The sequence below is a fragment of the Streptomyces luomodiensis genome, from assembly GCF_031679605.1.
GTDB classification, from domain to species: domain Bacteria; phylum Actinomycetota; class Actinomycetes; order Streptomycetales; family Streptomycetaceae; genus Streptomyces; species Streptomyces luomodiensis.
This window is the reverse complement of the sequence record NZ_CP117522.1, coordinates 3,136,184-3,156,051: the sequence shown is the minus strand read 5'-3', so window position 1 is coordinate 3,156,051 and position 19,868 is coordinate 3,136,184. Positions and strand designations below refer to the sequence as shown.

General features: G+C 71.2%; 22 protein-coding genes and 1 pseudogene. 9 read left to right on the top strand and 14 right to left on the bottom strand.

From position 1 onward, the window contains the following. Positions 1–217: 217 nt before the first annotated feature. On the top strand, positions 218–634 hold the full coding sequence (locus PS467_RS13600) for a hypothetical protein (RefSeq protein ID WP_311035500.1): 417 nt from the start codon (positions 218–220) through the stop codon (positions 632–634). A gap of 247 nt (positions 635–881) precedes the next feature. On the opposite strand, the gene PS467_RS13595 is transcribed toward PS467_RS13600, so the two are convergent. Together PS467_RS13595 and PS467_RS13590 are read right to left on the bottom strand one after the other, a co-directional pair. Next, the gene (locus PS467_RS13595; RefSeq protein ID WP_311035499.1) at positions 882–2,024 is read right to left on the bottom strand and encodes a methyltransferase domain-containing protein; all 1,143 of its coding nucleotides are present in this window, start codon (positions 2,022–2,024) and stop codon (positions 882–884) included. A gap of 21 nt (positions 2,025–2,045) precedes the next feature. After that, on the bottom strand, positions 2,046–2,315 hold the full coding sequence (locus PS467_RS13590; protein WP_311035498.1) for a hypothetical protein: 270 nt from the start codon (positions 2,313–2,315) through the stop codon (positions 2,046–2,048). Positions 2,316–2,469: 154 nt separating this feature from the next. Between PS467_RS13590 and PS467_RS13585 the strand changes: the two genes are divergently transcribed. Next, complete coding sequence (locus PS467_RS13585) at positions 2,470–2,955, top strand: hypothetical protein (RefSeq protein ID WP_311035497.1); 486 nt, start codon at positions 2,470–2,472, stop codon at positions 2,953–2,955. Positions 2,956–3,238: 283 nt separating this feature from the next. Here PS467_RS13585 and PS467_RS13580 read toward each other — a convergent pair whose 3' ends face one another. Next, positions 3,239–3,853, bottom strand: a complete 615-nt coding sequence (locus PS467_RS13580; RefSeq protein WP_311035496.1) for a TetR/AcrR family transcriptional regulator — start codon at positions 3,851–3,853, stop codon at positions 3,239–3,241. After that, the gene (locus PS467_RS13575; protein ID WP_311035495.1) at positions 3,853–4,701 is read right to left on the bottom strand and encodes an oxidoreductase; all 849 of its coding nucleotides are present in this window, start codon (positions 4,699–4,701) and stop codon (positions 3,853–3,855) included. Before PS467_RS13575 ends, PS467_RS13580 begins: the two co-directional genes overlap by 1 nt. 274 nt (positions 4,702–4,975) lie before the next feature. On the opposite strand from PS467_RS13575, the pseudogene PS467_RS13570 reads away from it, so the two are divergent. Both PS467_RS13570 and PS467_RS13565 read left to right on the top strand, forming a co-directional pair. Beyond that, positions 4,976–5,206 (top strand): annotated as a pseudogene (locus PS467_RS13570) (hypothetical protein); the annotation flags it as partial. A gap of 208 nt (positions 5,207–5,414) precedes the next feature. Further along, positions 5,415–6,866: an amidase gene (locus PS467_RS13565; RefSeq protein ID WP_311035494.1), complete on the top strand. Its 1,452-nt coding sequence runs from the start codon at positions 5,415–5,417 to the stop codon at positions 6,864–6,866. An 84-nt stretch (positions 6,867–6,950) separates the two neighbouring features. On the opposite strand, the gene PS467_RS13560 is transcribed toward PS467_RS13565, so the two are convergent. Then, complete coding sequence (locus tag PS467_RS13560) at positions 6,951–7,601, bottom strand: peroxiredoxin-like family protein (RefSeq protein ID WP_311035493.1); 651 nt, start codon at positions 7,599–7,601, stop codon at positions 6,951–6,953. A gap of 135 nt (positions 7,602–7,736) precedes the next feature. On the opposite strand from PS467_RS13560, the gene PS467_RS13555 reads away from it, so the two are divergent. Beyond that, positions 7,737–8,327, top strand: coding sequence for a TetR/AcrR family transcriptional regulator (locus PS467_RS13555; protein WP_311035492.1), 591 nt, complete (start codon positions 7,737–7,739; stop codon positions 8,325–8,327). A gap of 120 nt (positions 8,328–8,447) precedes the next feature. Here the strand turns inward: PS467_RS13555 and PS467_RS13550 are convergent, their stop codons facing one another. From PS467_RS13550 to PS467_RS13540, 3 genes are read right to left on the bottom strand one after another with little or no spacing between them, the layout of a single operon-like run. Then, on the bottom strand, positions 8,448–8,789 hold the full coding sequence (locus tag PS467_RS13550; RefSeq protein ID WP_311035491.1) for a hypothetical protein: 342 nt from the start codon (positions 8,787–8,789) through the stop codon (positions 8,448–8,450). Between the two features lie 27 nt (positions 8,790–8,816). Next, positions 8,817–9,128, bottom strand: a complete 312-nt coding sequence (locus PS467_RS13545) for a hypothetical protein (RefSeq protein WP_311035490.1) — start codon at positions 9,126–9,128, stop codon at positions 8,817–8,819. A 43-nt stretch (positions 9,129–9,171) separates the two neighbouring features. Continuing rightward, the gene (locus tag PS467_RS13540) at positions 9,172–9,786 is read right to left on the bottom strand and encodes a TetR/AcrR family transcriptional regulator (RefSeq protein ID WP_311035489.1); all 615 of its coding nucleotides are present in this window, start codon (positions 9,784–9,786) and stop codon (positions 9,172–9,174) included. 274 nt (positions 9,787–10,060) lie between these two features. Between PS467_RS13540 and PS467_RS13535 the strand changes: the two genes are divergently transcribed. From PS467_RS13535 to PS467_RS13525, 3 genes are all read left to right on the top strand, one after another. Then, positions 10,061–11,182, top strand: coding sequence for an MFS transporter (locus PS467_RS13535; protein ID WP_311035488.1), 1,122 nt, complete (start codon positions 10,061–10,063; stop codon positions 11,180–11,182). Between the two features lie 191 nt (positions 11,183–11,373). Continuing rightward, a complete protein-coding gene (locus PS467_RS13530) occupies positions 11,374–12,036 on the top strand; it encodes a ClpP family protease (protein WP_268971751.1) in 663 nt (220 codons plus the stop codon). A 1-nt stretch (position 12,037) separates the two neighbouring features. After that, the gene (locus PS467_RS13525) at positions 12,038–12,643 is read left to right on the top strand and encodes a ClpP family protease (RefSeq protein WP_268971750.1); all 606 of its coding nucleotides are present in this window, start codon (positions 12,038–12,040) and stop codon (positions 12,641–12,643) included. Positions 12,644–12,682: 39 nt separating this feature from the next. Here PS467_RS13525 and PS467_RS13520 read toward each other — a convergent pair whose 3' ends face one another. Continuing rightward, positions 12,683–13,267 (bottom strand): helix-turn-helix domain-containing protein, encoded by a 585-nt coding sequence (locus tag PS467_RS13520; protein WP_311035487.1) that lies wholly within the window; start codon positions 13,265–13,267, stop codon positions 12,683–12,685. Positions 13,268–13,730: 463 nt separating this feature from the next. Here PS467_RS13520 and PS467_RS13515 point away from each other — a divergent pair, with 463 nt between their 5' ends. Next, positions 13,731–14,513, top strand: coding sequence for an alpha/beta fold hydrolase (locus PS467_RS13515; protein WP_268971748.1), 783 nt, complete (start codon positions 13,731–13,733; stop codon positions 14,511–14,513). Here the strand turns inward: PS467_RS13515 and PS467_RS13510 are convergent. The 5 genes from PS467_RS13510 to PS467_RS13490 all read right to left on the bottom strand — a co-directional run bounded on the left by PS467_RS13510 (position 14,497) and on the right by PS467_RS13490 (position 19,696). Then, positions 14,497–15,195, bottom strand: coding sequence for a lytic transglycosylase domain-containing protein (locus tag PS467_RS13510; RefSeq protein WP_311035486.1), 699 nt, complete (start codon positions 15,193–15,195; stop codon positions 14,497–14,499). The genes PS467_RS13515 and PS467_RS13510 overlap by 17 nt on opposite strands. Before the next feature lie 84 nt (positions 15,196–15,279). Next, complete coding sequence (locus tag PS467_RS13505) at positions 15,280–15,969, bottom strand: DedA family protein (protein ID WP_311035485.1); 690 nt, start codon at positions 15,967–15,969, stop codon at positions 15,280–15,282. A 243-nt stretch (positions 15,970–16,212) separates the two neighbouring features. Then, positions 16,213–16,695, bottom strand: coding sequence for a DoxX family protein (locus PS467_RS13500; protein ID WP_311035484.1), 483 nt, complete (start codon positions 16,693–16,695; stop codon positions 16,213–16,215). A gap of 461 nt (positions 16,696–17,156) precedes the next feature. Further along, positions 17,157–18,911, bottom strand: coding sequence for an alkaline phosphatase D family protein (locus tag PS467_RS13495; protein ID WP_311035483.1), 1,755 nt, complete (start codon positions 18,909–18,911; stop codon positions 17,157–17,159). Between the two features lie 116 nt (positions 18,912–19,027). Further along, a complete protein-coding gene (locus PS467_RS13490) occupies positions 19,028–19,696 on the bottom strand; it encodes an HNH endonuclease family protein (protein WP_311035482.1) in 669 nt (222 codons plus the stop codon). Between the last annotated feature and the right edge of the window lie 172 nt (positions 19,697–19,868).

Genomic DNA, 19,868 nt, shown 5'->3' with positions numbered 1-19,868 from the left:
CTCCCGCTACGAGCGTGGCATCTCGCCCCTGACCGACACGCTGGTGCCGATGGGTTGGGGCCCGGCCGCCGGGGCGGGACGGCCGAGCAGGTGCGGGGCCAGACGGTCTGGGTGTTCAGCTGTTCGCCATCCCCTCGCCCACTGCCCGTCATCCAAGCGGTGGGGCGGCGCCCGTACCGTCCCGCCGTTCGAGTCGATCAACATCCTGGAGGGGGACATGCGAGATCGAGTACGGATCGCCTGCCGCGCGGCTGCGGTGGCCATCGCGCTGGCGGCAGCAGGGGGAGCGACTGCCGTCCCGGCGGTAGCGGCGCCGACCGGTATCACCCAGACCGCGCCGGCGCCGGCGCCCACCGGCCTGACGTACAGCTATGACGCGGCCACCGAGCAGGTGACCGTCACCTGGGACCCCAAGGACCCGACCGACACGGTGACGACCGGCTACCGCGAGGGGTCCTGCGGCGGGCCCTCGACCGCCGACGGTCCGTGCTTCATCCGGGTGTCGGGACCGCTGCTGACCGGCAACTCGTTCACGTTCCAACTGGCCGCGGGCCGGACGTTCTACTTCCGGCTGTACGCCGAGAACGCAGCGCACCAGTACACCGGCTCGGCGATCCTCACCATCGCCACCTGAGACAGCCGGACTTACGGCCGGCCCCGAGGCTGCATTGGCCAGGCTCGGGGCCTTGCCGCCGCTGTCCTCGATCAGTTGCACGGCGGCGGGCGGCGCCGAGGGCTGTGGTGGCGGCGACGCCATTCACATCCCCACTTCACGCGCAGCGACCCTCGGGGCCGCTGGGGTCCTCACGCGGCCGAACTTCCGGCGGCACTGGATTCCCACGATCGAGGATGCCGGCCCGGCCAGACCCACCCATCAAAGATCACATCCCCCGTGCCTGGTCCGGCAGTTGCCAGCTCACGCCATCCGGCTTGTCCAGCCACAGCGAATGCGCGCCGTCCGGGGAGACGGTCAGGCCGTAGCGCTCGTGCCCCGGCCGCCCGGCATCCCGCCACTGGGTGAGCAGCGGTTCCCGCTCGGCCCACAGATCACGGGGTCCCCCGTGATCGAGCCGAGCGGTCGTCACTCCGGTCAAGGTGATCCGCGCCCACGACGAGGTGTCCGGGTCGTACAGGCACCGGATCTGCCGGCCTTCCTCGTCGACCAGAGTGAAGTCGGTCACCGCAGGGTGCGCCAGCGAGGACAGCAGCTGCACGACCGGCACGTCCAGGCTCGCCGGGACGGTGATCTCCCGTGTCTCGCCGGACCACGTCAGCAGCGGCTGCACGAGTCGCTTCGCGGTGGTGCCCACGGTGTCGGGGGTCGGCCGGGCTGTGATGAAGGTGGCCAGGCCGGGGAGGAAGCGGCCGCTGGCGGAGTGGCTGGTGTCGAGCACCAGGCGCGCGATGGCGCAGCCGATGTTGGCCACGATGCCCCCGCCGGGGCGGAGTTGCTCCCGCCAGGGGGTCGGGATCCGGCCGACTCCGCAGGTCGCCAGCAGCCGATCGTACGGTGCGCGGTCCGGGTAGCCGGCCATCCCGTCCCCCGCGATCAGGGTGGGCTCGTAGCCGGCCTTCCGCAGGCGGGTCCGCGCGGCGGCCACCAGGTCGGGATCGACGTCGACCGTTACGACGTTGGCGGCACCGAGGCGGTGGGAGAGCAGGGCGGCGTTGTATCCGGTGCCCGCGCCGATCTCCAGCACGGTGTCCCCGTCCCGGGCGTCGAGGGCCTCGAGCATCTGGGCCATGAGGGAGGGCTGCGTGGACGAGCTGGTGGCGGTGCCGTCCTGGTCGAACTGGGTCAGCAGGGAGGCGTCCTGGTAGGCCGCGGCCAGCCATGCGGGGTCTCCCTGGCTGTACCGGTGCAGGCTGCCTTGCGCCCGGATGGTGAAGTCGGGGACGAACTCGTGGCGGGGGACGCTGAGGAAGGCGGCGCGCCATGGCTTGGACCGGATGTGCCCGGCCCTTACCAGTTGGTCGGCCATGTGGTGGCGCAGCTCGTCTGCTGATGGTGCTTCGGTGATCACGGTGTGGCCCTCTCCAGTAGGTCAGCGAGTGCTCGGGTGATGGGCGTGCGCAGGTCGGGGATGAATGCCCACTGTCCGTTCGGGGTTGACGCCGACCAGGTGCCAGCGCCCTTGTGGCTCAACGAGGAAGTCCAGGGCGACGTAGTGGAGTCGACAGGCGTACGTCAGCATGTGGACGCCTGCGGCGATGTGCTTGGGTACCTCGCACGGCTTGTACGTCAGGTTGTCGTAGTCGGTCCGGAAGTCGATGCGGGAGGCGTCGGAGCCCGCGGGGCCGACTACTCGCAACACGCCGTCAATGTCGCGTCCGGCCTTCGCTCCGGCCGCGTGCGCGCACAACTGGCACAGCTGTACCCCTACACAGTGGGAGACGGCGTCCCCCGGGCCGTGGCCGATGTGCGCGGTAGCATCCGGAGTTTGCTGACCGTATGACGAGGAAGGCGCCATGACGACGATCGCTGTCACCGGGCACATGGACCTCACCGACGAGTCGGTGCCGCTGGTGCGAGCGGAGCTGGACAAGGTCCTCGCCGCCTATGAGCCCTCCAACCTGGTAGGAGTGTCGTGCATCGCGAAGGGCAGCGACAGCATCTTCGCGGATGCGGTCCTGGCCGCGGGCGGGCGCCTGGCTGTGGTGATCCCCTCGGAGGACTACCGGCAGGTGAAGGTGAAACCGGACCACGCCGGAACCTTCGACCGGCTCGTGGACGCGGCGGACGAGGTGCTGGTGATGCCGCACGCCACGGCGAACCGCCAGGCGTACGAAGCGGCGAACGCCGTGCTGCTGCGGCGGGCCGATCGTCTCGTGGCCGTGTGGAACGGGCAGCCTTCCACGGGCAAGGGTGGCGGGACGGCGGACGTGGTGGAGGAAGCCCGAGAGGCAGGTGTACCCGTGGATGTCGTGTGGCCGGACGGCGCGTCCCGCTCGTAGGTCAGGGGCCTTGGCCTGTGGGGAGCGGGTGCGATCTCATCCGGCCGTACAGACGCCTCGGCCTGGACCTGACCGCCCGGGACGCCGTACCCGCTTGGCCGCGCGCCCCCCCGAGGGCAGGCCGGCGGCGGCCCTGGGTGAGGAGCTGGGGCTCCGATCGCCTGCGAACAGCATCTGGCCACCAGCCCCCTCGCCGCATAACCGACGCGAACAGGTGTCCACTTCACGGGGAGCAAGGCCCGACCCGGGCGTTCCGCGTCTCACCGCGTCCGTGGCAGATACCTCACGTGATCAGGCCGGCGCTGGTCAGCCAGATGTGTTCGCATGTCGCCGACGCCTCTTGGAGCTTCTCGCGGGATTCCTGTGAGGCGTGGTAGAAGGACCGCTCGATCATCCAGCACAGGGCGCGTGCCATCGCCGAGGCCTGGTCCGGTGCGGTGCCGGCCTGGATGCCGGCGCGTTCCAGGACAGCGGTGATGGCCGCGATGAACAGGTCAGCCGTGTGGTTCCACAGCTCGCCGATCTCCGGCACGGTCAACGACAGGTCGATCGCCGTGCGCATGACCAGGCCGTGCTCATTCCACAGCTCGACCGTGCGCTGCATGGCCGCCGCGATGGCCTGACGCGGCTCGTCCGCCTGCGCGGTGACCCGGGACCGCTCCCACAGATGCTCGACGGTCCGGGCCACGAGTGCCGTGACCACTTCTTGCTTGGAGCCGAAGTAGAAGTACAGGGCACCACGTGTGATACCGGCGCCCTGGGCCACGTCGCCGACGGTCATGGCGTCGTAGCCCTTGTGCGCCAGCAGGGCCTCGCAGGTGTCAAGGATGGCCCGCTCCCGGAGATCCCCCTTGCGCTCGGTGGTGCGACGGCCGCGCGCGGGGCGGTGGCCGGGCATCACAGCTGAGCGCCCTCGGCGAAGTCGGTCGTCCGGGAGAGCGCCTCCCACGCGCGGATGTCCTCGTCCACGGCCGTGCGCGCGGCGGTGACCAGCCGCAGCGCGTCCGAGCCCAGGACGAGGTGGGCCGGCGGCTGCTCGACCGACGTGATGTGCACGACCGCTTCCCCGGCCTTGGCCGGATTGCCCAGCTGGTTCCCGCTGGCCTTCTGCCGCGCCTCGCGGATGGGGGCGAACAGCTCGTCGTAGTCGTCGATGGTCCGCGCGGCGCGTGTCATGGACCGTCCGGCCCAGTCGGTGCGGAAGGAGCCGGGCTCGATCGCCGTCACATGGATCCCGAACTGCGCGACTTCCTTGCCCAGCGCCTCCAGGATTCCCTCCAGGGCGAACTTGCTGCCGCAGTAGGCGGACATGCCGGGCACGGCCATCAGCCCGCCCATGGAGGTGACGGCCATCAGGTGTCCGCGCCGGCGCCGGCGCATGTGAGGCAGCGCCGCCTGCAGGGTGGCCACCGCCCCGAACACGTTCACCTCGAACTGCCGCCGCACCTCGGCCAGCGGGGTTTCCTCGAAGGTCCCCTCCAGGCCGTAGCCGGCGTTGGCGACAACGACGTCCAGAGGGCCGATGCTCCGCTCGACCTCCGCGACCACGCCGGAGACGGCGTCACCGTCCGTCACGTCCAGAATACGGCCGTGAGCATGGCCGGGCCTGAGCTCTTCGAAGGCCCGCAGGTCCTTCTCGGTACGGACGGTGCCGACGACGGTGTGCCCTGCGGCCAGGGCTGCTTGCGCGAAAGCGCGCCCCAGGCCCGTGCTGACGCCGGTGATGAGCCAGTTCCGCTTGTCCACTGTTCCTCCAGAGAGGTCTCGCGAGGAGCCGGGTCGCTCCCTTCACCAAAGTCTACACGGTGTCGATTTTTATCGTTACCGCGTCGATTCTGGTAGCGCTCACGGAAGGGAACCCAAGGTCATCCGCGCGCCGCGCACCGCCCGGATCGGCGCCGCCAAGGCCCAGCAGCCAGGCCGTCAACCGGAACCGCGCCCCGCTCATCACAGGGACACCCGGCGAGGGCCTGAGAGAAGACGCGGGGCCTGATCACCGGCGATCTGCCACTCGCCTGCCGTCGTGGACGCGGCGGACGAGGTGCTGGTGATGCCGCGCGCCACGGCGAACCGCCAGGCGTACGAAGCGGTGAACGCCGTGCTGCTGCGGCGGGCCGATCGTCTCGTGGCCGTGTGGAACGGGCAGCCTCCCACGGGCAAGGGCGGCGGGACGGCGGACGTGGTGGAGGAAGCGCGAGAGGCAGGGGTACCCGTGGATGCCGTGTGGCCGGACGGCGCGTCCCGCTCGTAGGGGCAGGGGCCTTGGCCTGCGGGGAGCGGGTGCGCTCTCATCATCCGGCCGTGGACGGCCCCGACGGACTCATCGACCTTCGGAAGGCGGCCGACACCGGTCCCGCCGCCTGTCGCCATCGCCGGCCGGCGGGCGAAATGGGGGCAGCCATTTCGTTGTGCGAAGCGGCATTTTATGGCCTGTTCCAGGGGTCAGTACGGTCGGATTCATGGAGTGGAGTTTTCAGACGGCCGAAAGACTCGCGGCTGCCTTGCGCGCCGGTGAAGTGAGCTCGGCGGAACTGACCGATGAGGCGATCGCCCGTATCGAGCGGGAGGACAAGGCCATCAACGCGATCTGTGTGCCGGACTTCGACCGTGCGCGGGCCGCCGCGCGCGGTGCCGACCAGGCGCGCGCCCGTGGTGAGGACCGGCCGCTGCTCGGCATTCCGGTGACGGTCAAAGAGTCCTACAACATCGCGGGGCTGCCCACGACCTGGGGCGTGCCGCTGCACCGGAACCACATGCCGGCCGAGGACGCGGTGCAGGTGTCGCGGCTGAAGGCCGCGGGCGCGGTGGTGCTCGGTAAGACGAATGTGCCCTTGGGGCTGCAAGATGTGCAGACCTTCAACGAGATCTACGGCACCACCAACAACCCGTGGGATCACGGTCGTACGCCGGGTGGGTCCTCCGGCGGGTCGGCGGCGGCCCTGGCGTCCGGGTTCGGCGCGCTGTCCATCGGCTCCGACATCGGCGGTTCGTTGCGCACCCCGGCACATTTCTGCGGTGTCTACGCACACAAGCCGACACTCGGGCTGGCGGCGAACCGCGGTATGGTCCCGCCGCCCGCGCCGGCCTTGCCGGAAGACCTTGACCTCGCCGTCGTCGGTCCGATGGCGCGCGCTGCCCGCGACCTGGCGCTCCTGCTCGACGTGATGGCCGGACCGGACCCGCTGACGCTCGGTGTGGCGCACGAGGTGACGCTGCCGCCCGCGCGCCATGAGCGGCTCCGCGACTTCCGGGTCCTGGTCCTCGACGAGCATCCGCTCCTTCCGACCGGGTCCGCCGTACGGGCGGGCGTGAACCGGGTGGCCGACGCGCTTGCCGACGGCGGCGCCCGCGTCGAACGGCGCACTCCGCTGCTGCCCGATCTGACCGAAGCCGCGACGCTCTACACGCAGTTGCTGTTTTCGAGCTCCGCCGCGCGTTTTCCCGTCGAAGCGTACGAACGGCTGCGGACCCGCGCCGCCGGACTGAGCGCGGACGACCAGAGTCTCGGTGCGGCGCGGCTGCGCGGCGCGGTGTTCAGCCACCGCGACTGGATGGAGGCGAACAGCCGTCGCGAGCTGCACCGTCATGGCTGGCGGCGGCTCTTCGCCGAGTTCGACGCCGTGGTGTGCCCGATCACGCCGACTCCCGCGTTCCCGCACGACCACGACCCCGATCTGTTGGAACGCCGGATCGACATCGACGGCGTCGAGTACCCGTACCTCGACCAGCTGGTCTGGGCCGGTCTGGCCACCATGCCCGGCCTGCCCGCCACCGCCGTACCGGCGGGCCTGTCCTCCGCCGGCCTGCCGGTGGGAGTGCAGCTCATCGGCCCGATGTTCGAGGACCGCACCCCGCTGCGGCTGGCCGAACTGCTCGAGCGGAGGATCGGCGGCTTCCAGGCACCGCGGTAGGGCGTACGACCGGGTGCCCGTCGAGCCAGGACCAGGACCAGGACCAGGGCGAGGCCGAGGACGAGGCCGAGGCGTCCGACGCGGTCAGCCGAGCGTGTCCAGGGCCGCGAGGATGTCGGCCGGCTCCGCGCGGGTGGTGTAGTCGGTGTCGACGAAGGCCCAGCGGATCGTGCCGGCGCGGTCGATGACGTACGTCGCGGGCAACGGCAGGGTGCGCCGGTGGCCGTGGTTGACGCGCTGGAGGTCGAACCCGATCTCGTCGTAGAGGTCGGCGAGATAGTCGGGCAGGTCGAAGGCGATGCCGTACTGCTTGGCGGTGTCGGAACCGATGTCGCTGAGCACGTCGAAGACGAGACCGTGCTTCTCGCTGAGCGTGAGGGACTCGTCCGGGATCTGCGGTGAGACGGCCACGAGCCGCGCGCCGCGCGCGGCGATGTCGGAGTGGTGCCGCTGGAGGGAGCGCAGGGCGATGTTGCAGTACGGGCACCAGGCGCCGCGGTAGAAGGTCAGGACCACCGGCCCTTGGGCGAGGAGGTCGTCCAGCGCCACCGTCGCGCCGGTGGCGGAGGGCAGCCGGAAGCGGGGAGCGGGGTCGCCGACGGCGAGGGACCGGTCGGCCTGGCCGGAGTCGGCGAGCTCCTGCCCGGCTCGCTCCATCAGCTGCCGGGCCTCGGCGGGGATCTCTTTCTGAAGGGATTCGTAGAAGGCGCGCAGTTCGGCGTTGAGGGCGGTCACGGTGGCGGTCCTCTCGTTCGTGGCGTGCTCACAGATATCTCGGAACGACTGTTCCAAGATAGCAGCGTCAGACCTCCGGGAGGCACCGGGCCGGAGTATCTTGGCCACGTCGTTTCCCGATGGACAGAGCGAGAGATGCCGGACGTCAAACACTTCGACCCGGATGTGGCCCTGGAGAGCGCGGTACGGCTGTTCTGGCGGCAGGGCATGGCCTCGACCGGGATCCAGGACATCGTGACCGCGACGGGAGTGAACCGCTCCAGCCTCTACGCCACCTTCGGCGGAAAGCGGGAGCTGTACCTCGCCGCGCTGCGCCGCTACCTGGAGCGGTACGCCCGGCCCGCGTTCGGCCGACTGGCGACGGACGAGCGCGGACTTCCGGCCGTCGTCGACTTCTTCGACGGGCTGATCGACGTGCGCTGTTCGGGCGAGCGGGCCGGCTGGGGCTGCCTGCTCTCCAACGCGCACGCCGGCACCGAGAACAGCGACCCCGGCGTCCGCGCCCTGCTCGACCAGAACCACCGGCACCTGCGGGACGCGCTGCACGCGAGGCTCGTCACGGCCGGGACCCGCGGAGAACTCGCCCCCGGCACCGACCCCGGAGCGACGGCCGAACTGCTGGCGCTGCTCGCCTACGGCGTGAACCTGCGTTCCCGCGCGGGCGCCGACGCGGAGGAGCTGCGCGCGACGGTGGCCACGGCGTTGCGAGCGATCGGCCGACCGTAGGCCCCGTCCCTGGTCCGGCAGTCGTCGGCTCCGGCCTCCGGCTCGTCGAGGGCTCGTCGAGCCACCGGGTATGTGCGCTGTCCTGGGCGGCGGTCCGGCCCTGGCGTTCGTGTGCGGTGTTCAGCGTGCCTGTCGCTTCACACCAGTGCATGCGATCAGCTTTCGGCCGTCCTCGGCGAGGAAGAGCATGAAGGCCCACGAGCTATCGGGGCTGTTGACTTGACCGAGGCGCACAGGCTGACCGTGTCCGCCCAGAATCTGGACCGTTCGCTCGAGGCCCAGGGTTTCCTGACCGGTCCTGCGGGTGTGTCGGAGTCGGCGGTCGTAGGCGCGAGTGAGCGAGCGGGTGTCGGCCGCCTCATGCCAGATCACGTACTCGCCGCCATGAACCAGCGCGTCACGGGCCCCGGCCGTTGCCTCGTCCTCGCTCGCAAGCAACCGGGTGAGCTCGCTGCGCTCCATGTTCGCCTCCTGATACTCCAGCAGCGGTTACCCCGAATCCCCGGTGCCGGTCCGGGGGTCGCCCGGTCGCGGAGGCGACTGCTGAGCGCTGGTGCAGCCGTGGTCCCAGTGGGTGAGGAGATCGGCCAGGCTGGCCAGCGGCGTCGTCAGCGGCCAGGGCGAACGCTCCTGGCGGCCCGCCCACGTCAGGTGCACCACGGCCCAGGGGAAGGGGCGGTCGGCGACGCTGAACAGCACGTCGTCGCACCCTTCGCACCGGGCGGCGGCGGAGACGCGGGCGTCGAACAGCTGGTGTCCTGGGGCCAGTTCGCGATGGAGCTCCGCTTCCAGCCCATCCATGCCGCCACCAGGCACCCACCATGGCGCGGGGAGCTGTGCTGGGTCATCCGGCGTGAGCTGCACCCTCGCCCCAGGTGGCGAGCAGCGTGTCGGCCGCGGTGTGCAGGTCGTGGGCCGGGACGCCGTCGCACACCTGCGTCGAGATGCCGAGCAGGAAGCCGTGGATCATCGAGGTGGTGCCGTCCACGTCGGTGTCCTCGGCGAGGTCTCCCGACGCGATGCCGCGGACGACGCACTCTCGGATGCGCGCTCGGTCCACCGCCCGCCGGGCCGCCACCACCTTCCGCGCCGCCTCTCCCGAGTCCGGCGCGCCGAGTGTGCCCGAGAGGGCGATGAGGCAGCCGCGGGGGTGGGACGGGTCGGTCTGCATGTCGATCGATCCGTGCAGAAGGCGTGCGATGGCCTCCCTGGGGCTCAGCGCCTCGTCGGCGGCGACGTCGGTGATGCTGCCCGGTCCGGAGATGTAGTGCTGCACGGCGCGTTCGAACAAGCCGTCCTTCGAGCCGAAGGCGCCGTACAGGCTGGCCGAGGACAGTCCTGTGGCCTCGCGCAGCTGCGCGAGCGAGGTCGCTTCGTAGCCCTGCTCCCAGAACAGCAGCATCGCGGCTTCCAGGACGGCCTCCAGGTCGAAGGCACGGGGGCGGCCGACGGGTGACACGGCGGATCTCCTCCATTTTCGGAATGACTGGTCCAGTTTGACGGATGGCGTCATGGCTCGTCAATATCGGATCGATCGATCCGTAATTGATGGAGGAGTCCTCCCCATGGCCTCGACGTTTCCCAGCCCGGCTTCCGGCCCGGCTTCCGACCCGGCCCCCAGCTCAGCCTCCGGCGCGGCTTCCAGCCCGGCTTCCGATTCGGCGTCCGACCCCGCTACCGCCCCGGCGCCCGCCCGATCAGGCGAGCCACTTCCCGTTCCGGCCCTGGTCGTGATGGCGTGCACCGGGTTTATCGTGATCATGACCGAGACGATGCCGGCCGGGCTGCTCCCGCAGCTCGCCGGTGGACTCGGTGTCTCCGAGGGCGGAGCCGGCCAGCTCGTGAGCGCCTACGCGATCGGGACGGTCCTCGCGGCGATACCCGCGATCATGCTGACCCGCGGGGCCCGGCGGAAGCCGCTCCTCCGCGCCGGGCTGCTCGGATTCCTGGTCGCCAACACCGTCACCACCCTGGCGCCCTCGCTCCCCGTCGCACTCGGCGCCCGCTTCGTCGCGGGAGCCTTCTCCGGGCTGCTGTGGGGCATGCTCGCCGGATACGCCCGGCGCATCGCCGCGCCGGAACAGGCGGGCCGCGCCCTCGCCATCGCCATGACCGGAACCCCGGTCGCGCTCTCGGCGGGGACGCCCCTCGGCGCCTGGCTCGGTTCGGCGGCCGGATGGCGCTGGGCCTTCGCCGCGATGTCCCTGCTCACCGCCGTCGTCATGATCTTCGCGCAGTTCCTCGTGCCCGACGTTCCGGGGCAGCGCGCGCAGACACGGGTTCCGCTCGCCCGGGTGCTGGGCATTCCGGGCGTGGCGACCATCCTCCTGGCCGTCTTCGTCTGGATGCTCGCGCACAACCTGCTCTACACCTACATCGCCCCCTACCTGCGGCAGACGCATCTCGCGCTCCGGCCCGACCTCGCGCTCGTCGTCTTCGGCGTCGCCGCGCTCGGCGGAATCTGGATCACCGGGGTGTACATCGACCACGCGCTGCGCCGGCTCACCCTGGTGAGCGTGAGCCTGTTCATCGTCTCCGGTGCGACGTTCCTGCTGGCCCAGCAGTCCACGGTGCTCGCGCTCCTCGCGATCGTCCTGTGGGGCATCGCCTTCGGCGGCGCGGCGACGCACCTTCAGACGGCGATGGGAGAAGCCGCGGGCGAGAACGGCGATGTGGCGAACGCGCTGCTCACGACGTCCTTCAACCTGGCGATCTTCGCGGGTGGCGCTCTCGGCGCCCTCGTCGTCGACGGCATCGGCGCATCGGTTCTCCCCGCCGGGATGATCGGGCTCGCGCTCCTCGCCCTGGTCACGGTCGGCTGCGGCCGACGCGCGGCCTTCCCGGCCGGGCGGTGAGCCCGTCGCGCCCCACGGCCGGGTCGGCACCGGCCGCGCGCCACAGCCGGTCGAGTCGGCTGATCACCGAGGACCTGAGCTCTGCCATGGGCGAATCTGCCGCGGGCCGAGAATTCCTCTCCGGCACCGGAATCGGGCCGATGGTGGAAGGACCACGGCGGTGAGGGCCGCGGTACTCACAGGGAGGTCCGATGGAAAGGTTCACCACCGGCTGGGAATCGGCGGCACCGGCATCCGTTCCGCGGGCCGCGGAGGGGGACACGGCTCCGACGCGGTTCGACGATCATCTGGCAGCGCAACTGCTGACCCAGCGCATCGTCTTTCTCGGGACCCAGGTGGACGAGGTGTCCGCGAACCGGGTCTGCGCCCAGCTGCTGCTGCTGTCGGCCGAGGACTCACGGACGGATATCAGCCTCTACATCAACAGTCCGGGCGGTTCGGTGACGGCGGGGCTCGCGATCTACGACACCATGCGGCTGATCCCGAACGACGTGTCCACGCTCGTCATGGGATTCGCCGCGAGTATGGGGCAGTTCCTGCTCACCGTCGGCACGGCGGGAAAGCGTTACGCACTGCCGAATTCCCGCATCATGATGCATCAGCCGTCGGCCGGTATCGGGGGGAGCGTGGCCGATATCGCGATTCAGGCCGAGAATCTCGAATTCACGAAGCGCTCCATCGAACGCATCACGGCGGAACACACCGGACAGAGCCCGGAGACGATTTCCCGCGACGGAGACCGCGACCGCTGGTTCACGCCGGAACAGGCGAAGGAATACGGAATGGTCGACCGGGTGGTGGAGTCGCTGGCGGATGTACGGCCGGCCGGTTCGCGGCGCAGGATGGGGATCTGACATGGGGCAGTACACGATTCCGACCGTCGTCGAGCGCACCACGCAGGGGGAGCGGGCGTACGACATCTACAGCCGGCTGCTGTCCGAGCGGATCATCTTCCTCGGCACGGAGATCGACGACGGCGTCGCGAACGTCGTCATCGCGCAGCTGCTCCATCTTGAATCGTCGAGCCCGGAGCAGGAGATCGCGATCTACATCAACTCACCGGGCGGCTCGTTCACCTCGCTGATGGCGATCTACGACACGATGACGTTCGTGTCCGCGCCCATCTCGACGTTCTGTGTGGGGCAGGCGGCCTCGACCGCGGCGGTGCTGCTGGCCGGGGGAGACCCCGGGCGGCGGTTCGTGCTGGAGCACGCCCGGGTGCTGCTGGGGCAGCCGGTGAGCGGCGGCCGGCAGGGGACCGTCTCGGACCTCAGCCTCCAGGCCAAGGAGATGCTCCGGATCCGCGCCCAGGTCGAGGAGGTGCTCGCACGCCACACGCCCCACGACACCGCCACCCTCCGCGCCGATATGGACCGCGACAAGGTCTTCACGGCGCGGGAGGCGGTGGCGTACGGGCTCGCCGACGAGGTGCTGAACCGGCGGATGGCCAGGGGGTTGTGAAACCGGGCCCCGCCGTCTCAGGCCGCCGTCGCCGCCGTCTCAGGCCGCGAGGCGCACGTCGCCCTGCCGCCCCGTGGGCCGGGACCCGCGGTCCGCGCCGGAGCTGACGGACGTGACGGAGGTGACGGACGTGACGGATGTGACGGACGTGAGGGAGGTGACGGACACCCTCGCGCCGTCGCGCCGTCGCGGACCGGAGACGAGGCGGATCAACTCGCCCTGGGCCATGGCGAGAAGGTCGGCCAGGCCGAGGCCGAGCGCGCGGGCGGCGGCCGCGAGGACCTCGGACGAGGCCTCCTTACGGCCGCGCTCGAGCTCCGAGAGGTACGGCATCGAGATACGGGCCGCCTCGGCCACGTCCTTGAGCGTGCGCTGCTGGGCGAGGCGCTCACGCCGCAGAACGCTGCCGATGACGTCCCGCCAGAGGGGTTCCCTCACCGGCTCCGTGCCGGTCCGCTCCCGGCCGGCGGGCGCGGCGGGGACAGCGGGAACGGCCGGGACAGCGGGCACGGTAGGGGCGGCCGGGGCCTCGGCTCCGGCGGTGGCTCCCGCCTGGGGCGCCGGGTCCGCGGCGGCCGGACGCAGTTGAATGACGCGGGCTCGGTTCGACGCGTGGCTGTTCACCCCCTCAGCGTAGGAGCGCCGAGCCCGACGGGAAGGGCGCGGCGTTCTGCCCTTGGCGAATCGCTCATGGGTTCGAGGCGAGCCGGGCCCGCTCGACCGCGCTCGACGGCTGGATGTCAGTGCCCGGCCCTACCGTATGGCTGTCCTTGTTCACGCTTGCTGGGCTGCTTGCGCGCTCGGACACGGCGGGGGCCGGGCCCGACAGCGCGGGCCCGGCCCCCACCTGCGGTACGGGCCCTGCGGGCCCACCCCGTAGGGCCTGTAGACCGCCCCCACAAACGGCCCATTCAGCCGCTCAATCCCAGCGGCGCTATGGCGAACACCGCGCACCGTCCCTGGAACCTGGCTCGTGCCGCGCGCACGCATATGCGCACCGGGCTTGCCCAGCCTCCGCCGGAGCCGTCACCGTTGTCCCCCACGGGCACGCGCCGCGCGCCCGTACTCGACTGGGACCGGAGGTGCCATGGGACCCATCGTTCCACCCCTCGTTCCACCGTATGAGACCGTCGGCGAAGGGCCGCACCATGTGATGGCGGTGCACGGCTGGTTCGCGGACCGCGCCGCGTACGCCGCGATGCTGCCGCACATCGACCGGCGCGCGTTCACCTATGTACTTCCCGATCTGCGCGGCTACGGCGAGGCGCGCGATGTCCCCGGCGCGTACACCACCGGCGAGGCCGGGGGCGATCTGCTCGCGCTCGCCGATCACCTCGGCTGGGAGCGGTTCTCGCTCGTCGGCCACTCGATGGGCGGGGCCGTCGTCCAGCGCGTCGTGGCGGCCGCCCCGGAGCGGGTCCGCCGGCTGGTCGGGGTCGCGCCGGTGCCGGCCAGCGGGATGCCGATGGAGGGCGAGCAGTGGCAGTTGTTCGCGGCGGCCGCCGACCGCCCGGAGAACCGGCGGACGATCATCGACCTCACCACCGGCGGCCGCCACCCGGCCGCCTGGCTGGACCTGATGGTGCGGCACTCGCTGGAGCACAGCGACCCCAAGGCGCTCCGCGCCTGGCTGGACTCCTGGGCGCTGGAGGACTTCCACGAGGACATAACGGGCGCCCAGGTGCCGGTCCGGGTCGTGGTCGGCGCCCATGACCCGGCGCTCACGGCGGAGCTGATGCGGCGGACCTGGCTGCGCTGGTACGTCAACGCCGAGCTGCTGGAGCTGCCGTACGCCGGGCACTACCCCGCCGACGAGGCACCGCTGGAACTCGTACGGGCCGTGGAGGACTTCATCACGGCTGACGCGTAGCCGCCGGTGAGTCGCCGGAGGCGGGCGCGGACGGATCCGTGGAGGGCGAGGCGGAGGACGGGACGGACGGCGAGGCGGAGGCGCGGCCGGTGCGCTTCGCCTCGCTCGTCCGGTACTTCTCCTCGCTCTTCCGGTACTTGGGCAGCAGATCCTTCATGATCTTGTCGACATATTCCTCGGTTTCGAGGATCTCCGGGATGCCGCGCGCCCGGAGCACCGCGTTCGGCCCGGCGTTGTACGCCGCGAGCGCGAGCCGGGTCGCCCCGACGCTGGTCTCGCTGCCCGGGACCGCCTTGACCACGTCGTACAGATGGCACATGTAGCGGGCCTGGGAGGGGATGGCGTCGCGGGGCTCCCAGACGTCGGCCTTGCCGTCGCCGTCGCCGTCCTGGCCCCACTCCTTCCAGGTGACCGGCGCGAACTGCGAGATGCCCTGGGCATGTCCGGAGTCCGCGCGCGGGCGCCAGCCGCTCTCCGCGTCGATCTGGGCGGCCAGCAGCGGAACGCTGAGCGGGGCACAGACGCGGGCCGCCGCCTCCAGGGCGGGGCGCCGGCTCTCGGGGATCACCGGCAGCTCGGGCTTCGAGGGTGCGGTGAGATGCCGTACGACGAGGACCGCGGCGACAACCAGCGCGAGGCCGGCGATGAACGCCGCGACCAGCCCGGCGGCACGGGTCAGCATGCCGGAACCGGCACGGAGGGGTTACGCATGCAGGGACCGTAGCCGGTCTCGTGGGCCGATCCGTAATCGGCTGCCGACACGGAGCTACGACGCCTGATGGACCGGGGGGACCGGCTGTCCGGCGGGGGCCGCGGCCAGCGGGCCGGTCTCCTCCTCACCGGGCCGCTTCATCACATACGCCGCGCCCGCGCCCGCCGCGAACAGGGCGAGCACCGAGACCGCAGTGCCGAGCCAGGACGCGCCGAGCCACTGGCCGCCGACATAGCCGAGGGCCACGCTGTACGCCGCCCAGGCGAGCCCGGCCACCACGGACCACGGCAGGAATTCCTTCACCCTCCGGTGGGCCGCGCCCGCGCTCAGGCTGACGACCGAGCGTCCCGCGGGCGCGAAGCGGGCTATCACCACGAGCGGACCGCCGCCGCGCACCAGCGCGGTGCCCAACTTCTCCTGGGCGGAGGTGAGCCGGCGGGAGCGGGCGATCGCGCGGTCGAGCCGGTCGCTGCCGCGCCAGGCCAGCCGGTAGGCGACCATGTCCCCGAGGACGGAGGCGGTCGCGGCGCACAGCATCAGCCCGAACATGGCGGGGAAGTCGGCCGCGTCGGCCTGGCGCACCACACCGACGGGGTCGACGGTGGTGCCGGCGGCCGCGGTGGCGGCGGTGATGACCAGGACGCCGCTGGGCAGAACGGGCAGGAAGACGTCGAGCAGGACGGACGCCGCGATGACCGCGTAGATCCATGGGGTGTTGGTCAGCGACCCCAAATGTTCCAACAACGTTCTTCTCCCGATCCCGTTCCCCCCGCTGCGCATGTCGCCGGGAAGCGGCAGGCGCCAGCCTGTACAGCCATACAGCGTACGCCTGTGACTGTTGAGGATAACGGTAAGGGGGTAACGATGGCGTTCGAAATAACGTCATGCGGGGCGCTCGGCCCCGCATGACGTGATGCGTGATGGAGCGTCCGTGCGGCTATGCGCTGATGGGTGCTGAGTGTGCTGTGTGCTGAGTGCGGCTGATGTCTATCGGACCGCGGTCGGCTGACGCCGCGTCTCCGGCGCCGGCTCGCTCGTACGGGCCGAGCCGAAGAACCGGTCCAGGGCCCAGGGGCCGGGTCCGGTGAAGACGATCAGCAGCAGGGCCCAGCAGAACATCGCGGCGGCCTCACCGCCGTTCTGAATGGGCCACAGCTTCTCCGGCTGGTGCTCGTGGAAGTACGCGTAGGCCATCGAGCCCGAGGAGATGAACGCCGCGCTGCGGCTGCCGACGCCGAGCAGCACGAGGGCACCGCCGACGAGCTGGATCACCGCCGCGTACCAGCCCGGCCAGGTGCCGGCCTCGACGGTGGCTCCGGTGCCGCCCATGCCGCCGAACCAGCCGAACAGCGAGGCGGCGCCGTGGCAGAAGAACAGCAGTCCGACGACGATGCGGAAAAGCGACAAAACGTACGGTTTGGTGCTGTCGAGCGTCTCACCGAGATTGCGTGGTGTGGGGGATGAAGACATGAGAGGAGAAGCTCCTTGTTCCGGGGACGGGAAACAACGGCCCGCCCAGGTTAGGGTCGCCTCATATTTTGTTGCAAGTTCAAGTTCCTGCCAATGGTGAGTGCCGCTGACCCCTCCCCTCACGCCCGAAACCCGCTCCTCAGAGCCCCACCGCGCACATCGGGGCACCTTTCTGTCAGGACTCCCCAGGGGGCACCACGGGCGGCGCCGGCCGTGGTACCGCTCCGTGTCGCAGAGGGTGACGGAATGGCCGCCCGGTCGCGCACATCCTGTGAAACGGCGTCCGCGGAAGGCCGGAACACCGTGTCCGGGGTCGGCGCCGCGCCACCGGAACGCCGTACTCCGCGAGCACGGCGGCCTCGTCGGGGCCGCCGTGCCCGGTGGCCAAAAAGTGACGCCTGAAGCGCGCCGGGGTGAACGGGGCGAGGGTGATCAAGGGGATCAGGGATGATCAGGGGTGATCACCCCGCCCACTCCGCCTCCAGCGCCGTCACCAGCCGGGCCCCGGCACCCGACGGGTCCGACTGGGCCTGGTCCAGCCGCAGATGGGCGGTACGGCCCCGGAGGGTCAGCGTCATCAGCTGGTTGCCGAACCACGGTCCGCCCGTCTTGCGCCAGCGCAGACCGGAGCGCGCCACCCGCCCATGGCGCCGGAAGAGCCGGCCCAGGGCGCGGCCCGCCCTGCTCCAGCCGAAGCGGAAGCCGAGCCGGATCGACGCGTGGATGCTGTTGTGGACCGGAGAGCAGGTCAACTGCCGCACCTGGCTCCGCGGTGGCCGCGACGAGCACCGCGACCAGTCCGGGGCGGCCACATAGGCGTGGTGCACATCACCCGAGAGCACGCTGATCGTGGCGGGCGCCCCGGCCGCGCCGCCCACCTCGGCGATGGTGTCGGTGAGCGCGTCGAAGGACTCGGGGAACGCGGCCCAGTGCTCCAAGTCGCCGCGCTGCCGCAGGTTCTCGGCGATCCGCGCCCAGCGGGCACCGCGTCTGCCGCCGCACACCGAGGCGTTCCACGTCTCCACGTCATGCACGAAATACGGCAGCAGCCAGGGCAGCGAGGTGCCGAGCAGCAGATGGTCATAGCCGCCCGAGGCCCCCGGGCCCGCCGTGGCCGATGCTTCCGGGCCCGTCGTGGCCGAGGTCCCGGGCCGCTGGGTGTCCGGGGCGCCGTCCACGCCGGCCAGGGCCTGCTCGCGCACCCAGGCGAGCTCCTTGTCGTGCAGCATCGCCCGCCGGCCCTCGTCCAGCACCCGCGCCGCGCGGGTGTCCACCATCAGCAGCCGGGTCCGCCCGAAGTCGCGGCGGTAGCTCCAGCGGGTGTACGCCGGATCGGCGTCGGAGCGGGCGGCGAACTCCCGCAGCGCCTCGGTGCCGTCGGCCGCCGCGCGCACCTGTGCGTAGAGCGGGTCGGCGGCCAGTTCGGCGGGGGAGAGGTTGCCCAGGTGCTGATGGACCCAGTAGGACATCAGCCCGCTCAGTATCCGCTCCCGCCACCACGGGGTCGCGCGCATCCGGCGCTGCCACGCCTCGCTGGTGTTCCAGTCGTCGATGACGTCGTGGTCGTCGAAGATCATGCAGCTGGGCACGGTGGAGAGCAGCCAGCGCACCTCGGGGTCCAGCCAGGACTCGTAGTACAGCCGGGTGTACTCCTCGTAGTCCGCGACCTGTTCGCCCGGCGGTTCGCTCAGATCGCGGCGGGTGGCGAGCCAGCGGCGGGTCTCGGCGGAGGTCTCGTCCGCGTACACCTGGTCGCCCAGCAGGATCAGCACATCGGGGCGCGGGCGCTGCGGGGCGCGGGCCAGGGTCTGTGCGAGGGTGTCGAGCGCGTCGGGCCCCACGGGGTCGTGCGAGGCGTCGGAGGGCGGCGCGGCCCACCGGCAGGAGCCGAACGCCACGCGTACCGGCGCGGCGTCCGCCCCCGGCTCGGGGGTGCGGATGGTGCTGTCGGGGAAGGGGGAGCCGGGCAGCGGCCAGACCTGCTCACCGTCGAGCAGCACCCGGTAGACGGTCTCCCCGCCAGGCCGCAGTCCGGTGACCGGGATCACGGCGTAGTGGTGGCCGGCGATCTGCCAGGTGCGGGCCGTGCCGCCGGCGCCGTCGGCGCACCGCACCTCGGCCTCACAGGGCCGGTCGGCCTCGACCCAGACGGTCGCGCCGGTTCCGGTCTCCCAGTCGACATGGCGCAGCAGTGGTCCCAGGCGCAGCCCGGCCATGCGGCCCTCCTCCGTCGTTCGCTGATGTGCTCGGTTCATGCGTACGGTACGGAACGACGGAGGAGGGTGCGGGGTTCCACCCGGCGGTGGAGCCGGTCAGCAGCCGTGGGAGCCGGTCAGCAGCCGTTGAGGATGTCGCTGAGCGCCGACTTCTCGGCCGAGTCGAGGTTGAGCTTGTAGGTGTACTTCACCGAGACCCACATCCGGGCGTACACGCAGTGGTACGCGGTCCGGGGCGGCAGCCACTCGGCGGGGTCCTGGTCGCCCTTGGACTGGTTGACGTTGTCCGTCACGGCGATGAGCTGGGAGTGGGTCAGGTCGTTGGCGAACGCCTGGCGCTGGGCGGTGGTCCAGCTGCTCGCGCCGGACTTCCACGCCTCGGAGAGCGGCACGACGTGGTCGATGTCCACGTCGGAGGAGGCGGACCAGGTCTCGCCGTCGTACTCGGAGTACCAGGTGCCGCTGGTGGCCGCGCAGCTGGAGTCGGTCCGGACGTTCTCGCCGTCGCGCTTGAGGACTTCCTCACGGGTGTTGCAGGAACCGCTCTGGGTGATCCAGTGCGGGAACTTGTCGCGGCTGTAACCGTCGGACGAGCCCTCGGCCTTGACGGTCAGCGAGGCCAGCTGGGTGCGGGCGGTGGCGGCGCTGGGCGGGGTGGGCGGGGAAGCCTGGGCGGCGGGCCCGTTGAGGACGAGCGTGCCCAGCAGGGCGGCGAACCCGCCGAAGACGGACGCGCGACGCGCGTAGACGCGACGACGGGTAGAACGACGGTGCATGTCCGACATGCGAACTCCCTTGAGGGTGGGGGGTGTTGGCCGCTGGTGCCCGGCCATGGTGGCGACGCCGGGTTTCCACGGGGTGGGCGCCAGGTAACAGAGTGACGACGCGGTCATGTCAACGCAAGGGGGTCGAGAGGCGGTTGATGCCGCGTGAGCGATCCGGCGCCGCCGTCGCGCG